A 17719-nucleotide genomic window follows, 5' to 3' on the forward strand; every position below is an offset into this window, starting at 1 on the left:
GCCCCTGGACATCAGGGGGGCGCGGCGGGGGCCTTCGCGGTCTGCTCCGAGGGGGCGTCAGAGCTTGCGCAGCAGGGCCCGGCGGACCTTGTGGTCCGGGCCCTTCTGCAGGACCAGGGTGGCCCGGCCCCGGGTCGGCAGCACGTTCTCCAGCAGGTTGGGCTTGTTGATGGTGCGCCAGACCTGGCGGCCGTAGTCCATCGCCTCCTCCTCCGGCACCTCGGTGAAGCGGCGGAAGTAGGAGTTCGGGTCCTGGAAGGCGGTCTCGCGCAGCTTGCGGAAGCGGTCCAGGTACCAGTGCTCGATGTCGTCGGTGCGGGCGTCGACGTAGATCGAGAAGTCGAAGTAGTCGGCCACCGCGAGGCGGGTCCGGCCGTCGGTGCCGGGCAGGGCGGGCTGGAGGACGTTCAGGCCCTCGACGATCAGGATGTCCGGGCGCTCCACGGTGAGCCGCTCGTCCGGCACGATGTCGTACACCAGGTGCGAGTAGACCGGGGCGCTGACGCGGTCCTTGCCCGCCTTCACGTCCGCGACGAAGCGCATCAGCGCGCGGCGGTCGTAGGACTCGGGGAAGCCCTTGCGGGCCATCAGGCCGCGGCGGCGCAGCTCGGCGTTGGGCAGCAGGAAGCCGTCGGTGGTGACCAGTTCGACCCGCGGGTGCTCGGGCCAGCGGGCCAGCAGGGCCTGCAGCAGCCGTGCGGTGGTCGACTTGCCGACCGCGACGGAGCCGGCCACGCCGATGATGAACGGCGTGCGGGTGCGCTCGGTGTCCGGAGTGTCCAGGAACGTGCCCAGCGCGCCCCGCAGGTCGTGCGTGGCGTGGATGTACAGGTTCAGCAGCCGGGACAGCGGCAGGTAGACGTCCCGGACCTCGTCCAGGTCGAGCGCCGTGCCGAGACCGCGCAGCCGCTCGACCTCCTCGGCGGTCAGTGGCAGCGGCGTACGCTCGCGAAGGGCGCTCCACTCGGCCCGGCTGAGGTCCACGTAGGGGGACGGCGAGGGGCCGGGGGCGGTCGCGCCCCGGGTACAGAGTTCGGTCAGCACGTCCTCCATTGTGAGCGGTGGCGGCGTTCACGGTGGTTGTGGTGTCGGTCACGCACTGTTCGCGAAAGGTGGGAAAACGGGCCCAGACCCGCCCTTATGCTGGCACGCATGTGCGGAATTGTTGGATACGTGGGCGCGCAGTCCGCCCTCGACGTAGTAATCGCAGGCCTGCAGCGACTGGAGTACCGGGGCTACGACTCCGCCGGTGTCGCCGTGCAGGTCCAGGGCTCCGACGGGCAGTGGAGCCTCGTCACCGACAAGCGGGCCGGCAAGCTCGCCAACCTGGAGAAGTCGCTCGCCGAGTCCCCTCTGCCCGGCGGCACCACCGGCATCGGCCACACCCGCTGGGCCACCCACGGCGGCCCGACGGACGCCAACGCCCACCCCCACCTGGACGACGACCGCCGCGTGGCCGTCGTGCACAACGGCATCATCGAGAACTTCGCCCAGCTGCGCGCCGAGATCGCCGAGCGCGGCCACACCCTGCGCTCCGAGACCGACACCGAGGTCGTGGCGCACCTGCTCGGCGAGGCCTACCAGGGCGACCTCGCGGAGGCCATGCGAGTGGTCTGCCGCCGGCTGGACGGCGCCTTCACCCTCGTCGCCGTGCACGCCGACATGCCGGACGTCGTCGTCGGCGCCCGCCGCAACTCGCCGCTGGTCGTCGGGCGCGGCGAGGGCGAGAACTTCCTCGCCTCGGACGTCGCCGCCTTCATCGCGCACACCCGCGAGGCGATCGAGCTGGGCCAGGACCAGGTCGTCGAGCTGCGCCACGACGGCGTGACCGTCACCAACTTCGACGGCACCCCGGCCGACGTGCGCGAGTACCACGTCGACTGGGACGCCTCCGCCGCCGAGAAGGGCGGCTACGACTACTTCATGCTCAAGGAGATCGCCGAGCAGCCGAAGGCCGTCGCCGACACCCTCCTCGGCCGGATCGGCACCGACGGCCGCCTGACCCTCGACGAGCTGCGGATCTCCGACGCCGACCTGCGCTCCGTCGACAAGGTCGTCATCGTCGCCTGCGGCACCGCGTTCCACGCCGGCATGATCGCCAAGTACGCGATCGAGCACTGGACCCGCATCCCCTGCGAGGTCGAGGTCGCCTCGGAGTTCCGCTACCGCGACCCGATCATGGGCCCGGGCACGCTGGTCATCGCGATCTCGCAGTCCGGCGAGACCATGGACACCCTGATGGCCCTGCGGCACGCCCGCGAGCAGGGCGCCAAGGTGCTGGCGATCTGCAACACCAACGGCTCGACGATCCCGCGCGAGTCGGACGCGGTGCTGTACACGCACGCCGGTCCCGAGGTCGCCGTCGCGTCGACCAAGGCGTTCCTCACCCAGCTGGTCGCCTGCTACCTGGTCGCCCTGTACCTGGGCCAGGTCCGCGGCACCAAGTGGGGCGACGAGATCTTCACGATCATCCGCGAGCTCGGCGACGCGCCGAAGCAGGTCGAGCAGGTGCTGGAGACGATGGAGCCGGTGCGCGAGCTGGCCCGCTCGCTGGCCGACGCCCGCTCGGTGCTGTTCCTCGGCCGCCACGTCGGCTTCCCGGTGGCCCTGGAGGGCGCGCTCAAGCTCAAGGAGCTCGCCTACATGCACGCCGAGGGCTTCGCGGCCGGCGAGCTGAAGCACGGCCCGATCGCGCTCATCGAGGAGGGGCTGCCGGTCGTCGTGGTCGTGCCCTCGCCGCGCGGGCGTTCGATCCTGCACGACAAGATCGTCTCCAACATCCAGGAGATCCGCGCCCGTGGCGCCCGGACGATCGTGATCGCCGAGGAGGGCGACGAGGCGGTCGTGCCGTACGCCGACCACCTGATCCGCATCCCGGCGACCCCGACGCTGCTCCAGCCGCTGGTGTCCACCGTCCCGCTGCAGGTCTTCGCCTGCGAGCTGGCCACGGCCAAGGGCCACGAGGTCGACCAGCCGCGGAACCTGGCGAAGTCCGTCACGGTCGAGTAGTCCCGGCCCCTCTCCACGGCGCCCCTGCGGCTACCGCAGGGGCGCCGTGTCGAGCGTGAAGGAGAACGGGGCGGGCAGGTCGATCGGCTTGCCGAAGTCGGTCTGGGTGTGGGCTGTGTAGTCGCCGTTCTCCGGGTCCGTGAACAGCGTGACCCTGCCCGCAGTGCGGTCGACCAGCAGATAGCAGGGGATGGCTGCGGCTGCGTAGCCGAGGCGCTTCGGCTCGCGCGCCCTGTGCGGACAGGTCGACGGGAGTTCGAGGACGAGCGCGACGCCGGCGGACGGTGCCCACGGAGCCTGATCCCGGAAGTGGCCCAACGGGGCCACGGTGGCGGCCGGGACGAACCGGCCCGCCGGGGTGATCAGCCCCCTGGCCGTGCTGACGTACAGCTCCTCGACCGCTTCCCGGGCCACGGTCCGGGCGAACCACGCGACCGCGTGCTCGTGAGTGCCGCCCGCTGATGGCGCGAGGACGATCTCCTCTTCGGGCTGGAAGAGCTCGGATTTGAAGAACTGAGGCACATGCAGCCTCAGGAACGTCTGGAGCAGGTCCACGTGCGACACCGTAGGCGTACGGACCGGTGCCGGCGGGGGATCGAAGTAGGGTCACTCGAAAGTGTGCCGCGGGCCGACGTCGGCGTCTGCTGAAGGAGCTTCCGAATGCGTCATGCACACCGTGTGGAAGTCGTCCGGGCCGCCGAGGGGGAGCTGATGGCCCGGCTGCCCGACGGAACTCTGATGCAGCGGGCGGCCGCGGGGCTCGCGGTGACGTGCGCGCGGCTGCTGACGGGCCGCCGGGGCCGGGTGTACGGCAGCCGGGTGGTGGTGCTCGCGGGCAGTGGGGACAACGGGGGTGACGCCCTGTACGCCGCCGCCGCGCTGGCCCGGCGCGGTGCGCGGGCGACGGCGGTGCTGCTCGCGCCCGAGCGAGCGCACGCGGGCGGGCTCGCCGCGGTGCGGGCGGCGGGCGGACGGGTGGTCGTGGACCAGGAAGTCGGCCTGGCCGACTTCTCGCGCGCGGACCTGGTGTTGGACGGGATCGTCGGCATCGGCGGCCGCGGCGGGCTGCGGTCCGGGGCGCTGCCGTACGCGCAGGCCGCCCGGCGCGGCCTGGTGGTGGCCGTGGACCTGCCGAGCGGGGTCGACGCCGACACCGGCGAGGTGCCGGGCGAAGCGCTGCGCGCCGACGTCACCGTGTGCTTCGGCACGTACAAGCCCGGCCTGCTCGTCGACCCGGGCGCCTCGTACGCGGGGACGCTCCAACTCGTCGGGATCGGGCTGGAACTGCCGGAGGCGGACGTGACCGCCCTCCAGCACGCGGACGTGGCGGCGCTGCTGCCCGAGCCGGGCGTCGAGAGCGACAAGTACCGGCGCGGCGTCGTCGGCGTGGCGGCCGGCTCGGCGACGTACCCCGGTGCGGCGGTGCTGGCCGTCGCCGCGGCGCTGCGCGGCGGCGCCGGCGCGGTCCGGTACGTCGGCGCGGCGGCCGAGGAGGTCGTGCGGCGCTTCCCCGAGACGCTCGTCACCGAGGGCGGGCCGCACGGCGCCGGACGGGTGCAGGCGTGGGTGGTCGGCCCGGGCGGCGGCGAAACGGCGCGCCAGACCCTCGCCGAGGCGCTCGCGAGCGACGTCCCGGTGCTGGTCGACGCGGACGGGCTGACCGAACTCGGCCGCCTCGGCCCGGCCGCCCTGGCCGGCCGCACCGCGCCCACCCTGCTCACCCCGCACACCGGCGAGGCCGCCCGGCTGCTCGCCGGCGCCGACGGCACACCACCCCCGGCCGCCGACGACCTGGCCGCCACCCGGCTGACCACCGCCCGCCGCCTCGCCGCCGCCTACCGGGCGACCGTCCTGCTCAAGGGCTCCACGACGGTGATCGCCGACCCCGGCGGCGCGGTCCGCGTCAACCCGACCGGCACCTCCTGGCTGGCGACCGCCGGCAGCGGCGACGTCCTGGCAGGCCTGGCCGGCTCCCTCCTCGCGGCCGGTCTGACCCCACTGGACGCCGCCTCGGTCGCCGCCTACCTCCACGGCCTGGCCGGCCGCCGGGCAGCGGGCACACCGGGCGCCCCGACGACGGCCATGGCGGTGGCCGAGGCACTGCCGGTGGTGTGGCGGGACGTGCGGGCGGGGTAGGGCGCGGCGAGGGGCGGTGGCTTGCTCGCTTGGCTTGGCCGGCTGCCGGGCGGTGGCCGAGGCGTCGCCGGTGGTGTGGCGCGGCCTGCCTCCGGGGCGGCACACGCGGCGCCGGCGGTGGCGAGGCAGGGCGTGCAGGTGAGGTGGCGCGCGCATGCTCTCAGGTCGGGCGGCCACCATGAAGCGGCGCAGTCGGCGTCCCGGATGGCGTGGAGGGACGCCCGGGTGGGGTGGCGAGCGGTGCCCTCCGTGGGCGGCGGCGACGTCCTGGGTGCGGCGAGATGTGCGGGCGGGTATGCGGGGCTGAGGATGAGGCACGGGAAGTCGGGTGGGCCGACTTTTGGTGTGGTGCTCTCGTGTCGGGGTTGGACCGTTCGCTCCGGTGGGAAGTCGGTTCGGCCGACGTCTCGTGTGTGGAGGGGAGCGGAACCGGGGGTGGGGCCGGGGCGTCCGTGGTAGCGGAGAGCCGGTCCGGTGCAGGTCGGAGCAGCGGGTGGACGGCGGCCGTGGGGCGCCGCGCCGACGGGGCGTTCGGCGAGGACTCCGGGACGTCTGGGAGACTGACCCTGATGACAACTGCGAAGACGGCCGGCTCGGCCACCCTCACCGACGGCGTACGGGCCGAGGCGACCATCGATCTGGGCGCCCTGCGCGGCAACCTCGCCGCGCTGCGCGAACGCGTCGCAAGCGCGGCGGTGATGCTCGCGGTCAAGGCGGACGCCTACGGCCACGGCGCGGTCGCGTGTGCCCGCGAGGCGGTCGCGAACGGGGTCGGGTGGCTGGGCTGCGCGACGCCCGAGGAGGCGCTGGCGCTGCGGGCCGCGGGCATCGGCCCGGAGCAGGCCCGCGTCCTGTGCTGGCTGTGGACGCCGGGCGGCCCGTGGCGGCAGGCGCTCCTGTCCGACCTGGACATCTCGGTCAGCGGGCAGTGGGCGCTCGACGAGCTGCTCCCCGCGGTCCGCGAGACCGGCATCCCGGCCCGCGTGCACCTGAAGGCGGACACCGGCCTCGGCCGCAACGGCTGCCAGCCGCACGACTGGCCGGCCCTGGTCGACGACGCCCGCCGCGCCGAGGCCGAGGGGCTGCTCACGGTCGTCGGCGTCTGGTCGCACTTCGCCGCCGCGGACGAGCCCGGGCACCCGTCGATCCAGGCCCAGCTGGACGCCTTCCACACCGCGCTGGCGTACGCGGAGGCCGCCGGGCTGCGCCCCGAGGTGCGGCACCTGGCGAACTCGCCGGCCGCGCTGCTGCTGCCGGAGTCGCACTTCGACCTGGTCCGTACGGGCCTGGCCGCGTACGGGCTGTCGCCGGTGCCCGAGGTGGGTTCGCCGGCCGACTTCGGGCTGCGCCCGGTGATGTCGCTGACGGCGCGGCTGGCGCTGGTGAAGCACGTGCCGGGCGGGCACGGGGTCAGTTACGGCCACCACTACACCACCCCGGGGCCGACCACGCTGGGGCTCGTCCCGGTGGGCTACGGCGACGGCGTCCCGCGGCACGCGAGCGGCACCGGGCCGGTGCAGATCGGCGGCAAGTGGCGCACGGTGGCGGGCCGGGTGGCGATGGACCAGTTCGTCGTGGACCTCGGCGGGGACACCCCTCGGGTCGGCGACGAGGTGCTGCTGTTCGGCAGCGGTGAGCGCGGCGAGCCGACCGCGGAGGACTGGGCCCGGGCCTGCGGCACCATCGCGTACGAGATCGTGACCCGGATCGGCGCCCGGGTGCCGCGGCGCCACCTGGACGGCACGGTCCGCGCATGACGGAGTCCGACGGCCCGGCCGGGGCGGTCGCGAAGGCGGCGTCCGGGGTGAGCCGGGCGGGCGTGATCGGGATCTCGGTCGGCGTGCTGGCGGCGGGGGCCGCGGCCGGCGTGGCGATCGAACGGCTGACGGTCGGCCGGGCGACCCGCCGCCGGGCCCGGGCCGAGCTGGACGCCGGTGCGCCGTACGGTTCGCTGCGCGGGCGCCCGCGGACGGTGGCCGCACCGGACGGCACCGAGCTGTACGTCGAGCTGGACGGCACCGGCTGGGACGACGCGGGCGGTGCCGCCGAGCCGCTGACCGTGGTCTTCAGCCACGGCTACTGCCTGAGCCAGGACAGCTGGCACTTCCAGCGGGCCGCGCTGCGCGACGGCCTGCGGCTGGTCTTCTGGGACCAGCGCAGCCACGGCCGTTCGGAGCGCTCCCGCTCCTACCTGGCCGGGGAGCCCGCGAGCATCGACCAGCTGGGCGGGGACCTCAAGGCGGTGATCGACGCCGTCGCGCCGACCGGGCCGCTGGTGCTGGTCGGCCACTCGATGGGCGGCATGACGGTGATGGCGCTGGCCGACCAGCACCCGGAGCTGTTCCGCGAGCGCGTGGCCGGCGTGGCGCTGGTGGGCACGCTGGCGGGGAACTGGGACCAGGTCAGCCTGGGCCTGCCGTCGGCGGGCGCGAAGCTGTTCAAGCGGGTCGCGCCCGGGGTGGTCAAGCTGCTGGGCCGTCAGGTGGAGCTGGTGGAGGCGACCCGCCGGTTCGGCTCGGACGTCGCGGCCGTGTTCTACCGGAAGTTCTCCTTCGGTTCGAAGGACGTCGACCCGGGCGTGGTGCGCTTCGCCGAGCAGCTGCTGGACGCCACGCCGATCGACGTCGTCGCCGAGTTCTACCCGGTGTTCGGCGCGCACGAGAAGACCGCCGCGCTGGCGGCCCTGCGCGGCCTGCCGGCGCTGGTGCTGGCCGGCACCAAGGACCTCCTGACGCCGCCCGCGCACAGCGAGGCGATGGCCGAGCAACTGCCCGGCGCCGAGCTGGTGATCGTCGAGGGCGCCGGCCACCTGGTGATGCTGGAGCGCCCGGAGCTGGTGGACCACCACCTGGCCGCGCTGCTCAGGCGGGCCGCGGCGTTCGGCGGGGCCGCCGAGCCGCCGCCGTCCGTCCTCGATCCGGTCTGAGGGACGGCCGGGGACCGCGGCGCGCGCCCGGCCGCGGATGTGGCACGGTAGCGGGGGCGGCCGGTGGTCGGCGCGCCCGGTACGGACCGAAGGGCAAGACACGCGCATGGGCTCGCACGCCACTCTCACCGTCCCCACCCCGGAGCGGATGGGCCGGCTCGGCCGGGAGCTGGCCGCGCTGCTGAGGCCGGGGGACCTGGTGCTCCTTTCGGGTGAGCTGGGCGCGGGGAAGACCACGCTGACCAGGGGCCTGGGGGAGGGCCTGCAGGTGCGCGGCGCGGTGACCTCGCCGACCTTCGTGATCGCCCGGGTGCACCCGTCGCTCGTGGGCGGTCCGGCCCTGGTGCACGTGGACGCGTACCGGCTGGGCGGCGACCTGGACGAGATGGAGGACCTCGACCTCGACGTGTCGCTGCCCGAGTCGGTGGTGGTGGTCGAGTGGGGCGAGGGCAAGGTCGAGCGGCTGTCCGAGGACCGCCTGGAGGTGCGGATCGAGCGGGCGATCGGCGACACCGCGGGCGAGGACCACGACCCGCGCCGCGTGCTGCTGACCGGCATCGGGGCGCGCTGGGAGGACGTCGAGCTGGCGAAGCTGGCGTGACGGCCCGTCGGGCCGTGCGGAGGCTTCGCCGTCCGTTTGCCGACAGGCTGTCGGGAAAGTGTTGCGAGGGGGGCGCCGGGCGTGATGGGATGGGTGCTGCGGTTAGGTCTGCCTAACTAGGGAGGCGCCATGTCGAGCACCACCCCCGCCCCGGAGCGCGCCGTGCGCACCACCGGGGCCGGAGAGTCCGCCCGTCGCGCTCCGGGGGAGCCGATGCGGGCGCTGCTGGCCGCGTGCGCCGCGGCCGAGGCGGTGTCCACCCCGCCCGAACCGGCGCCGCGCCGGGCCGACGACGCCGGGACGGACACGCCCCGCGCGGCCTGACGGCCCTGGTCGGACGCGCGCGCGCCGGGTGACCACGAGTCGGACGGGCACGCCTCAGGCGACCACGACCACCTTGGTGTCCTTCGGGGCGAAGTCCCACAGCAGCTGACCGTCCTGGCGGGAGCTGCGGATGCCGCCGGTCTTGGTCTTGGGGTCGGCGGTCGGCGTCGCGCCGTCCACGGCCGCGCTGAAGCCGAAGACCACGCCGTTCTGCTGCGCGAAGCGCACCACGTGCTCGATCTGCTTGCCGTCCGTCCCGGTGGTGGTGGCCGTGCGGCTGTACACCGGGTACGCGCCGGGGGTCGGCTCGACCGTGCCCGGGGTGACCGGGAACGCCGCGACCACCTGCGGGTTCTTCTTCGGCTCGATCAGCCACACGTAGTGGCCGGAGACCGAGTAGACGACCCGCGTGCCGGTGCCCGAGGAGGCCGGCAGCGTCGGTGCCGTCGGGGTCGGGGTCGTGCTCGGCGCCGCCGAGGTGGCCGGGCCGCCGGCCGTCGCGGTGGCGGTCGGCCGGGCGGCGCCCGCGCGGTCCTGGGCGCCGTTCGCCTGGAAGGCCAGCAGGCTCACGACCGCCAGGGCTCCCAGGGTCAGCCCCGTGACCACCACTCCAGGACCCATCTTCGCCACTGCCGCTCCCGCCGCCGTCCGCTGTACGTACCGCCCTAATCGTGCCAGGTCCCGCGGGCCGCTCCGCAGCGGCTCGGACGTGTGTTCCGCAGTGGTACGCCGTATCGATCGGCCGGTCGGCCCAACGTCGGTCTAACCTTGACCCGTGCTGCTGCTCGCGTTCGACACCGCTACCCCCGCCGTCACCGCCGCCGTCCACGACGGCACGGCCGTCCTCGCCGAGACCGACCAGGTCGACGCCCGGCGCCACGGCGAACTGCTCCTGCCCGCCATCGACCGGGTGCTGCGGACGGCCGGCGTCGACAAGCAGCAGCTCACCGGCATCGCCGTCGGCGTCGGCCCCGGCCCGTACACCGGCCTGCGGGTCGGCCTCGTGACCGCCGCCGCGCTCGGCCACGCGCTGGGCCTGCCGGTGCACGGCGTCTGCACCCTGGACGCGATCGCGTTCCAGGCGCGCGCCGAGGGCCTGGCCGGGCAGCCGTTCACGGTGGCCACCGACGCGCGCCGCAAGGAGGTCTACTGGGCCTCCTACGACGCCGACGGCCGCCGCACCGAGGGCCCCGGCGTGGACCGCCCGGCCGAGCTGTCGCCGCGGCCGCGTTCGGTCGGCGCCGGCGCGCTGCTCTACCCCGACGCCTTCCCGGGCGCGCACGGCCCCGAGCACGTCTCGGCCGGCGCCCTGGCCGGCTTCGCCGCCGCCGAGCTGGCCGCCGGGCGCGAGCTGCTGCCGAACGTGCCGCTGTACCTGCGCCGCCCGGACGCCCAGGTGCCGGCCGGCTACAAGGCGGTGCTCCCGGCGTGAACCACGGCACCACCCTGCGCCCGATGCGCTGGTGGGACATCGAGCCGGTGATGGAACTGGAGCTGCGGCTCTTCCCCGAGGACGCCTGGTCCCACGGGATGTACTGGTCCGAGCTGGCCGAGACCCACCCCGGCGGCACCCGCCACTACACCGTGGCCACCGCCGCGGACGGCACGATCGTCGGCTACGCCGGACTGATGGCGATCGCCGGCGAGGGCGACGTCCAGACCATCGCCGTCGACGAACGCCACCAGGGCGCCGGCCTCGGCGCGGCGCTGCTCACCGACCTGATCCGGGAGTCCGCCCGGCGGGGCTGCGCCGAACTGCTGCTGGAGGTGCGGGTGGACAACCCGCGCGCCCAGCGGCTGTACGAGCGCCACGGCTTCCAGCCGGTGGGCATCCGGCGCGGCTACTACCAGCCCGCCAACGTCGACGCGCTGGTGATGCGCCTCGACCACCCCAGCACCGACAGCACCGACAGCACCGACCCGAAGGACATTGAGGACACCCGCCATGGCTGACGAACCGCTCGTCCTCGGCATCGAGACCTCCTGCGACGAGACCGGCGTCGGCATCGTGCGCGGCACCACGCTGCTGGCCGACGCGGTCGCCTCCAGCGTCAACGACCACGCCCGCTTCGGCGGCGTCGTCCCGGAGATCGCCAGCCGGGCCCACCTGGAGGCGATGGTCCCGACCATCCAGCGCGCCCTGGACACCGCCGGGGTCAAGGCGAGCGACCTGGACGGCATCGCCGTGACGGCGGGCCCCGGCCTGGCCGGCGCGCTGCTGGTCGGCGTCAGCGCCGCGAAGGCGTACGCCTGGGCGCTGGACAAGCCGCTGTACGGGGTCAACCACCTCGCCTCGCACATCTGCGTCGACCAGCTGGAGCACGGCCGGCTGCCCTCGCCGACCATGGCGCTGCTGGTCTCCGGCGGGCACTCCTCGCTGCTGCTCAGCGAGGACATCACGACCGACGTCCGCCCGCTCGGCGCGACCATCGACGACGCGGCCGGCGAGGCCTTCGACAAGGTGGCCCGGGTGCTCGGCCTGGGCTTCCCCGGCGGCCCGATCGTGGACCGCACGGCCCGCGAGGGCGACCCCAAGGCGATCGCCTTCCCGCGCGGCCTGAGCGGCCGGAACGACCCCGCGTACGACTTCTCCTTCTCCGGCCTGAAGACCGCCGTCGCCCGGTGGGTGGAGGCCAAGCGCCGGGCCGGCGAGGAGGTGCCGGTCGCCGACGTGGCGGCGTCCTTCCAGGAGGCGGTCACCGACGTGCTCACCCGCAAGGCCGTCAAGGCGTGCAAGGACAACGGCGTCGACCACCTGATGATCGGCGGCGGGGTCGCGGCCAACTCGCGGCTGCGCGAGATGGCCCAGCAGCGCTGTGACCGGGCCGGGATCAAGCTGCGGGTGCCGCGCCCGGGCCTGTGCACCGACAACGGCGCGATGGTGGCCGCGCTGGGCTCCGAGATGGTGTGGCGCGACCGCGCGCCGTCCGCCTTCGACCTGTCGGCGGACTCCTCGCTGCCCGTCACCGACGTCCACGTCCCGGCCGCGGACCTGCACCACGGCGACGTCCACGGCCAGGCGTACGACGCCCTCGGCGGCGGTGCCGGGTGACCGTCGCCATGATGTGGGAGGCCCGCGCCGCCGACGGCCGCGGGGCCGAACTCGCCTCCTGGGCACGGGAGACGGCGATCCCGGCGCTGCGCGGCTCGGCGGGCCTGGAGCGCCTCGAACTGTTCGGCGCCCCCGGTGAGCGGGTGCTGCTGATCGCCTGGTGGAGCGGCGAGCCGGTGCCCGTCGCCGAGCCGCCGGCCGAGCTGCTCGGCCGTTCGGTGCACCGCTGGTCCTTCACCAGCGAGCACGTCGAGTAGGCCGGTACGGGAACCGCGCGCCGGGCCACTACCGTGCTAGCTGAGAAACGGCGGACGGACCAGGAGCGCGCGCGGTGAAGCAGGACGGCCGGAACAGGACCAAGGCGTACGCGGCGGGGGCGCTGGCCCTGCTGGCCCTCGCCACCGGGTGCGGCGGCAACGGGGACGGCGCCGCCGCCCCGGCACCCACGAGCGCGGCCCCGGCCGGGGGCCAGCCCGCCGGCGGCGCCGCGCCGACCGCCGCGGCGACCACGCCCGCGGCGGCGCAGGCCGCGGGCGACGCCGCGTGGGCGAAGTGGAACCTCAAGCCGCTGGCCCCGGCCCCCGCGCCGCCCGCCGACAAGCCCGTCAAGCTCGAACGGACCGGCACCGTACCGGTGTTCAGCGACGTGAAGACGAGCGACAAGGTCGTCTTCATCACCATCGACGACGGTGCCGAGAAGGACCCGAAGTTCGTCGAGATGCTGACCGACCTCAAGGTGCCGATCACGATGTTCCTGACCAAGGACATCGTCAAGAACGACTACGGCTACTTCAAGCCACTCCAGGCGCTCGGCAACCACATCCAGAACCACACCGTCACCCACCCGGTGATGAGCAAGCTCACGCCGGACAAGCAGAAGTCCGAGATCTGCGACGACCAGAGCGCGCTCACCCAGCAGTACGGCACCGCGCCGCTGCTGTTCCGCCCGCCGTTCGGGGACGGCGCCAACACGCCGACGCTCAACACCTCGGTGCAGGAGTGCGGTCCGCGGGCGGTCGTGCTGTGGCGCGAGTCGATGCAGATCCACGACATGCAGTACCAGGCGGCGGACAAGAAGCTGAAGCCCGGCGACATCATCCTGGCCCACTTCCGCGGGCCGAAGGAGCTCAAGGGCGCCACGATGACCCAGATGTTCGGCGAGCTGCTGGCCCGGATCCAGGAGCAGGGCTTCTCGGTGGCCCGGCTGGACGACTACATCCAGCCGCCGGCGTAGCCGTCCGGTCCGTCCGTCCGGTCAGCCGGCCCGTCCGTCCGGCGCGGCCGATCAGACCGGCTGACCGAGCATCATCAGCGGGCCGTTGTCGGTGCGGCTGAGGATCACCGTGACGGAGTTCGGCCCGGAGGGCTTGAGCTGGCGGCGCAGTTCCTCCGGGGTGATCGCCATCCCGCGCTTCTTGATCACCACCGTGCCGACCCCGCGCTCGCGCAGCAGGGCCTTCAGCTTCTTGATGTGGAAGGGCAGCACGTCGGTCAGCTCGAAGGCGTGCGCGTACGGCGTCGGGACCAGCTCGTCCGAGGTCAGGTAGGCGATCTTCGGGTCGATCAGCCGTCCGCCCACCTGCTCGGCCACCTCGGCCACCAGGTGGGCGCGGATCACGGCGCCGTCCGGCTCGTACAGGTACCGGCCGACCGGCCCGGCCGCCGGGTCGGGCAGATCGCCGCCGGTGAGGCTCGCGGCGTGCGGCAGGAGCGTCGCGCGGTGCGGGTGGGCGGCCTTGGTACCGAACCAGAGCACCGCCTCCTTCACGTCCCCGTGGTCGGAGACCCACTCGGCCTCGGCGTCCTCGGGGACGGCCTCGTGCGGGATGCCCGGCGCGACCTTCAGCGCGCCGATCGGGGTCCGGCGGCCGGCCTCGACGGCCCACGAGAGCGGTGGGGCGTACGCCTCCGGGTCGAACACCCGGCCGCGCGCCGTCCGTCGCGCCGGGTCGGTGAACACCGCGTCGTAGCCGGTGACGTCCACGTCCGCGACGTCCGCGCAGCGCACCTCGACCAGGTCGGTGAGGCCCAGCGCGGCGGCGTTGGCGGCGGTGGCCGCGCAGGCGGCCGGGTCCCGGTCGACGGCCAGCACCTCGATCCCGGCCCGGGCCAGCGCCAGGACGTCCCCGCCGATCCCGCAGCACAGGTCGGCCAGCCGCCGCACCCCGAGCCCGGCGAAGCGCTGCGCGCGCCACTCGGCGACGCTGCGCCGGGTGGACTGCTCGACGCCGTTGGGCGTGAAGTACATCAGGTCGGCGTCCGCCCCGAACTTCGCGCGGGCGCGCTGGCGCAGCCGCGCCTGCCCGAACGCCGCCGACACCAGGTCGGCCGGGTGCTCGCGCCGCAGCCGGGTGGCCAGCGCGAGCTCCTCCTCGGGCGTGAACTCGCGCAACGCGGCGAGCAGGTCCTGTCCCTCGGGGGTCAGCAGCGGCTGGAGGTTCTCGGTGTCCACGGGGCCATTCTCGCCGGTCGGGCGGTGTGGTGGCCGGTCCCGGGCGGTCGTGCAGGGCCGCGCGGGACGGCGGCCGCGCGTCCGCGGGCCGGGACGGCGGGGCGCGTCGTTGGCACTCTGGTTGACTGAGTGCTAACACGGGCCTATGGTCGTCCTTGGCACTCTCCACCTGGGGAGTGCTAACGCGAAGACGCGTGCCTGACCCCCGCGACGGCAGGTGCGCAGGTTCGCCCCTTACCCGTTAGAAAACCCCGTAATCTCCGAAGGGGAGCTCGGACGTGACCACCAGCAGCAAGGTTGCCATCAAGCCGCTCGAGGACCGCATCGTGGTCCAGCCGCTCGACGCCGAGACCACCACGGCCTCCGGCCTGGTTATCCCGGACACCGCCAAGGAGAAGCCCCAGGAGGGTGTCGTCCTGGCCGTCGGCCCGGGCCGCTTCGAGGACGGCCAGCGTCTGCCGCTCGACGTCGCCGTCGGTGACATCGTCCTGTACTCGAAGTACGGCGGCACCGAGGTGAAGTACCAGGGCGAGGAGTACCTCGTCCTCTCCGCCCGCGACGTTCTCGCCATCATCGAGAAGTAAGTCGTTCCGACCCGCCCCGGATCCGTGTCCCAAGTGACAGGGGCCCGGGGCGTGGTTGTTGGTTCACGTAGTTCGGCGGCCGGTGGGCCGGCCGCAGCCCCGAGGGAATAGGGAACATGGCGAAGATCCTGCAGTTCGACGAGGACGCCCGCCGCTCGCTGGAGCGCGGTGTCAACAAGCTGGCCGACACCGTCAAGGTGACCATCGGCCCCAAGGGCCGCAACGTCGTCATCGACAAGAAGTTCGGCGCCCCGACCATCACCAACGACGGTGTCACCATCGCCCGTGAGGTCGAGCTGGACGACCCGTACGAGAACCTTGGCGCTCAGCTCGTCAAGGAGGTCGCCACCAAGACCAACGACGTCGCGGGCGACGGCACCACCACCGCCACCGTGCTGGCCCAGGCCCTGGTCAACGAGGGTCTGCGCAACGTCGCCGCCGGTGCCGGCCCGGCCGCCCTGAAGAAGGGCATCGACAAGGCCGTCGCCGCCGTCTCCGAGCACCTGCTCTCGGTGGCCCGCGAGATCGAGGGCAAGGACGACGTCGCCGCCGTCGCGTCCCTCTCCGCCCAGGACACCCAGGTCGGCGAGCTGATCGCCGAGGCGATCGACAAGGTCGGCAAGGACGGTGTCATCACCGTCGAGGAGTCGAACACCTTCGGCGTCGAGCTCGAGTTCACCGAGGGCATGCAGTTCGACAAGGGCTACCTGTCGCCGTACTTCGTCACCGACGCGGAGCGGCAGGAGGCGGTCCTGGAGGACCCGTACATCCTGATCCACCAGGGCAAGATCTCCTCGATCCAGGAGCTCCTGCCGCTGCTGGAGAAGATCCTGCAGGGCGGTGCCTCGAAGCCGCTGCTGATCATCGCCGAGGACGTCGACGGCGAGGCGCTGTCGACCCTGGTGCTGAACAAGATCCGCGGCATCTTCAACGCCGTCGCCGTCAAGGCCCCGGGCTTCGGCGACCGCCGCAAGGCGATCCTCGGCGACCTGGCCACCCTGACCGGCGGCACCGTGATCTCCGAGGAGGTCGGCCTCAAGCTCGACCAGGCCGGTCTGGACGTGCTGGGCAGCGCCCGCCGCGTGACCATCACCAAGGACGAGACCACCATCGTCGAGGGCGCCGGCGACGCCGAGGCCGTGGCCGGCCGCGTCGCCCAGATCAAGGGCGAGATCGCCGGCACCGACTCCGACTGGGACCGCGAGAAGCTGCAGGAGCGCCTGGCCAAGCTGGCCGGCGGCGTCTGCGTCATCAAGGTCGGCGCCGCCACCGAGGTGGAGCTGAAGGAGCGCAAGCACCGCCTGGAGGACGCCATCTCGGCGACCCGCGCCGCGGTCGAGGAGGGCATCGTCGCCGGCGGTGGCGCCTCCCTGGTCCACGCCGCCAAGGTGCTGGACGGCGGCCTGGGCCTGTCGGGCGACGAGGCCACCGGTGTCGCCGTGGTCCGCAAGGCGCTGCACGAGCCGCTGCGCTGGATCGCCCAGAACGCCGGCCTGGAGGGCTACGTCATCACCTCCAAGGTCGCCGAGCTGGAGGCCGGCCAGGGCTACAACGCCGCCACCGGCGAGTACGGCGACCTGGTGAAGGCCGGCGTCATCGACCCGGTCAAGGTCACCCGCTCCGCCCTGGAGAACGCCGCCTCGATCGCCTCCCTGCTGCTCACCACCGAGACCCTCGTGGTGGAGAAGAAGGAGGAGGCCGCCGACGCCGGTCACGGCCACTCGCACGGCGGTCACGGCCACTCGCACTGAGGCCCCTGAAGTGGACCGGAGGCCCGGTCCGCCCCCATCCTGGGAGGCGGGCCGGGCCTCCGGCGTTCGGGCCCGGGGGTCCGCGAGTCCGCTTGAAGACTCAACTATCAGTGAAATTTTGCGTTCGGCAAAGATTGCCTTATAACTGAGGCATGATCGAGGCCCGCCACCTGCGCGTCCTGCGTGCCGTCGCCCGCACCGGCTCCTTCTCCGCCGCCGCGCGCGAGCTGGGCTGTACCCAGCCCGCCATCAGCCAGCAGATGAAGGCCCTGGAGAAGTCCGTGGACACCCCGCTGGTGGTCCGTTCGGGCCGGGGCATGCAGCTGAGCGAGGCCGGACGGGTGCTCCTCAAGCACGCCACCGGGATCCTGGCCGGGCTGTCGGCGGCCGAGGAGGAGGTCGCGGCCATCGCCGGGCTGCGGGCCGGGCGGGTGCGGCTGGTGTCCTTCCCGACCGCGAGTTCCACCCTGGTGCCGCCCGCCGTCGCCCGCCTGCGGGACAGCCATCCGGGGGTGCGCGTGTCGCTGGTCGAGGCGGAGCCGCCGGAGTCGCTGGCGATGCTGCGCGGCGGCGAGTGCGAGATCGCGCTGGCCTTCCGCTACCCGCAGTCCGAGGGCGCCACCGCTCTCCCGGTGCCCGCGCACGGCACGCCGCGCGAGGCGCGGGCCGAGGCGAACCTGGAGGCGCAGCAGCTGAGCGCCGGCACCGACTGGTCCGACCTGGTGGTCACGCCGCTGCTGGACGACCCGCTGGTGGGCCTGCTGCCGGGGGCGCCCCCCCGCGCGGGGGGGGGGCGGGCGGGGGGGGGGGCGGGCCGGGGGGGGGGGGGCCGGGGGGGTTATAAAAAAAAAGAACCACCCCACCCAACAAAACAAAGGGGTGGC

General features: G+C 73.8%; 18 protein-coding genes. 14 read left to right on the top strand and 4 right to left on the bottom strand.

Translation table 11 applies throughout. The features are described from left to right. Positions 1-57 precede the first annotated feature (57 nt). Positions 58-1053: a type I pantothenate kinase gene (gene coaA / locus ACFV4G_RS03350; RefSeq protein WP_380435934.1), complete on the bottom strand. Its 996-nt coding sequence runs from the start codon at positions 1051-1053 to the stop codon at positions 58-60. A 99-nt stretch (positions 1054-1152) separates the two neighbouring features. Here coaA and glmS point away from each other — a divergent pair, with 99 nt between their 5' ends. Beyond that, positions 1153-3009 carry a glutamine--fructose-6-phosphate transaminase (isomerizing) gene (glmS, locus tag ACFV4G_RS03355; protein ID WP_380435936.1) on the top strand — a complete coding sequence of 619 codons (1857 nt, stop codon included), beginning with the start codon at positions 1153-1155 and terminating at the stop codon, positions 3007-3009. A 30-nt stretch (positions 3010-3039) separates the two neighbouring features. Here the strand turns inward: glmS and ACFV4G_RS03360 are convergent, their stop codons facing one another. Continuing rightward, a complete protein-coding gene (locus tag ACFV4G_RS03360; RefSeq protein WP_380435938.1) occupies positions 3040-3564 on the bottom strand; it encodes a Uma2 family endonuclease in 525 nt (174 codons plus the stop codon). Between the two features lie 105 nt (positions 3565-3669). Here ACFV4G_RS03360 and ACFV4G_RS03365 point away from each other — a divergent pair, with 105 nt between their 5' ends. The 5 genes from ACFV4G_RS03365 (at position 3670) to ACFV4G_RS03385 (ending at position 8996) form a co-directional block, all read left to right on the top strand. Beyond that, the gene (locus ACFV4G_RS03365) at positions 3670-5145 is read left to right on the top strand and encodes an NAD(P)H-hydrate dehydratase (protein ID WP_380435940.1); all 1476 of its coding nucleotides are present in this window, start codon (positions 3670-3672) and stop codon (positions 5143-5145) included. A gap of 569 nt (positions 5146-5714) precedes the next feature. Next, on the top strand, positions 5715-6902 hold the full coding sequence (gene alr / locus ACFV4G_RS03370) for an alanine racemase (RefSeq protein WP_380435942.1): 1188 nt from the start codon (positions 5715-5717) through the stop codon (positions 6900-6902). Further along, positions 6899-8071 carry an alpha/beta fold hydrolase gene (locus tag ACFV4G_RS03375; protein WP_380435944.1) on the top strand — a complete coding sequence of 391 codons (1173 nt, stop codon included), beginning with the start codon at positions 6899-6901 and terminating at the stop codon, positions 8069-8071. Before alr ends, ACFV4G_RS03375 begins: the two co-directional genes overlap by 4 nt. A gap of 106 nt (positions 8072-8177) precedes the next feature. Next, complete coding sequence (tsaE, locus tag ACFV4G_RS03380) at positions 8178-8672, top strand: tRNA (adenosine(37)-N6)-threonylcarbamoyltransferase complex ATPase subunit type 1 TsaE (RefSeq protein WP_359962313.1); 495 nt, start codon at positions 8178-8180, stop codon at positions 8670-8672. Between the two features lie 129 nt (positions 8673-8801). Then, a complete protein-coding gene (locus tag ACFV4G_RS03385) occupies positions 8802-8996 on the top strand; it encodes a hypothetical protein (RefSeq protein ID WP_380435946.1) in 195 nt (64 codons plus the stop codon). A 54-nt stretch (positions 8997-9050) separates the two neighbouring features. Here ACFV4G_RS03385 and ACFV4G_RS03390 read toward each other — a convergent pair whose 3' ends face one another. After that, positions 9051-9617 (bottom strand): hypothetical protein, encoded by a 567-nt coding sequence (locus tag ACFV4G_RS03390; RefSeq protein WP_380435986.1) that lies wholly within the window; start codon positions 9615-9617, stop codon positions 9051-9053. Between the two features lie 154 nt (positions 9618-9771). Here ACFV4G_RS03390 and tsaB point away from each other — a divergent pair, with 154 nt between their 5' ends. The 5 genes from tsaB to ACFV4G_RS03415 all read left to right on the top strand — a co-directional run bounded on the left by tsaB (position 9772) and on the right by ACFV4G_RS03415 (position 13282). After that, positions 9772-10428 carry a tRNA (adenosine(37)-N6)-threonylcarbamoyltransferase complex dimerization subunit type 1 TsaB gene (gene tsaB / locus ACFV4G_RS03395; protein WP_380435948.1) on the top strand — a complete coding sequence of 219 codons (657 nt, stop codon included), beginning with the start codon at positions 9772-9774 and terminating at the stop codon, positions 10426-10428. Positions 10429-10451: 23 nt separating this feature from the next. After that, positions 10452-10949, top strand: coding sequence for a ribosomal protein S18-alanine N-acetyltransferase (gene rimI, locus ACFV4G_RS03400; protein ID WP_380435988.1), 498 nt, complete (start codon positions 10452-10454; stop codon positions 10947-10949). Beyond that, positions 10942-12048 carry a tRNA (adenosine(37)-N6)-threonylcarbamoyltransferase complex transferase subunit TsaD gene (tsaD, locus tag ACFV4G_RS03405; RefSeq protein ID WP_380435950.1) on the top strand — a complete coding sequence of 369 codons (1107 nt, stop codon included), beginning with the start codon at positions 10942-10944 and terminating at the stop codon, positions 12046-12048. The genes rimI and tsaD overlap by 8 nt, the downstream gene beginning before the upstream one ends. Then, positions 12045-12305: a hypothetical protein gene (locus ACFV4G_RS03410; RefSeq protein WP_380435951.1), complete on the top strand. Its 261-nt coding sequence runs from the start codon at positions 12045-12047 to the stop codon at positions 12303-12305. Before tsaD ends, ACFV4G_RS03410 begins: the two co-directional genes overlap by 4 nt. Positions 12306-12379: 74 nt before the next feature. Continuing rightward, complete coding sequence (locus ACFV4G_RS03415) at positions 12380-13282, top strand: polysaccharide deacetylase family protein (protein ID WP_380435952.1); 903 nt, start codon at positions 12380-12382, stop codon at positions 13280-13282. 51 nt (positions 13283-13333) lie between these two features. On the opposite strand, the gene ACFV4G_RS03420 is transcribed toward ACFV4G_RS03415, so the two are convergent. Continuing rightward, positions 13334-14500: a methyltransferase domain-containing protein gene (locus ACFV4G_RS03420; RefSeq protein ID WP_380435953.1), complete on the bottom strand. Its 1167-nt coding sequence runs from the start codon at positions 14498-14500 to the stop codon at positions 13334-13336. A 278-nt stretch (positions 14501-14778) separates the two neighbouring features. Here ACFV4G_RS03420 and groES point away from each other — a divergent pair, with 278 nt between their 5' ends. The 3 genes from groES to ACFV4G_RS03435 form a co-directional block, all read left to right on the top strand. Beyond that, entirely contained in the window at positions 14779-15084 is a 306-nt protein-coding gene (groES, locus tag ACFV4G_RS03425) for a co-chaperone GroES (RefSeq protein ID WP_014136232.1), read from the top strand. A 116-nt stretch (positions 15085-15200) separates the two neighbouring features. Beyond that, the gene (gene groL, locus ACFV4G_RS03430) at positions 15201-16835 is read left to right on the top strand and encodes a chaperonin GroEL (protein WP_380435955.1); all 1635 of its coding nucleotides are present in this window, start codon (positions 15201-15203) and stop codon (positions 16833-16835) included. A gap of 152 nt (positions 16836-16987) precedes the next feature. Beyond that, the coding region (locus ACFV4G_RS03435; protein WP_380435957.1) for a LysR family transcriptional regulator at positions 16988-17719 on the top strand (732 nt) is incomplete at its 3' end.

It is taken from the genome of Kitasatospora sp. NPDC059747 (genome assembly GCF_042732955.1).
Lineage (GTDB): Bacteria > Actinomycetota > Actinomycetes > Streptomycetales > Streptomycetaceae > Kitasatospora.

Coding starts and splice junctions, on each gene's coding strand:
- glmS (WP_380435936.1), top strand. CDS start 1,153: ATGTGCGGAATTGTTGGATACGTGGGCGCGCAGTCCGCCCTCGACGTA.
- tsaE (WP_359962313.1), top strand. CDS start 8,178: ATGGGCTCGCACGCCACTCTCACCGTCCCCACCCCGGAGCGGATGGGC.
- alr (WP_380435942.1), top strand. CDS start 5,715: ATGACAACTGCGAAGACGGCCGGCTCGGCCACCCTCACCGACGGCGTA.
- coaA (WP_380435934.1), bottom strand. CDS start 1,053: ATGGAGGACGTGCTGACCGAACTCTGTACCCGGGGCGCGACCGCCCCC.
- ACFV4G_RS03375 (WP_380435944.1), top strand. CDS start 6,899: ATGACGGAGTCCGACGGCCCGGCCGGGGCGGTCGCGAAGGCGGCGTCC.
- tsaD (WP_380435950.1), top strand. CDS start 10,942: ATGGCTGACGAACCGCTCGTCCTCGGCATCGAGACCTCCTGCGACGAG.
- ACFV4G_RS03390 (WP_380435986.1), bottom strand. CDS start 9,617: ATGGGTCCTGGAGTGGTGGTCACGGGGCTGACCCTGGGAGCCCTGGCG.
- ACFV4G_RS03365 (WP_380435940.1), top strand. CDS start 3,670: ATGCGTCATGCACACCGTGTGGAAGTCGTCCGGGCCGCCGAGGGGGAG.
- rimI (WP_380435988.1), top strand. CDS start 10,452: ATGCGCTGGTGGGACATCGAGCCGGTGATGGAACTGGAGCTGCGGCTC.
- groL (WP_380435955.1), top strand. CDS start 15,201: ATGGCGAAGATCCTGCAGTTCGACGAGGACGCCCGCCGCTCGCTGGAG.
- ACFV4G_RS03385 (WP_380435946.1), top strand. CDS start 8,802: ATGTCGAGCACCACCCCCGCCCCGGAGCGCGCCGTGCGCACCACCGGG.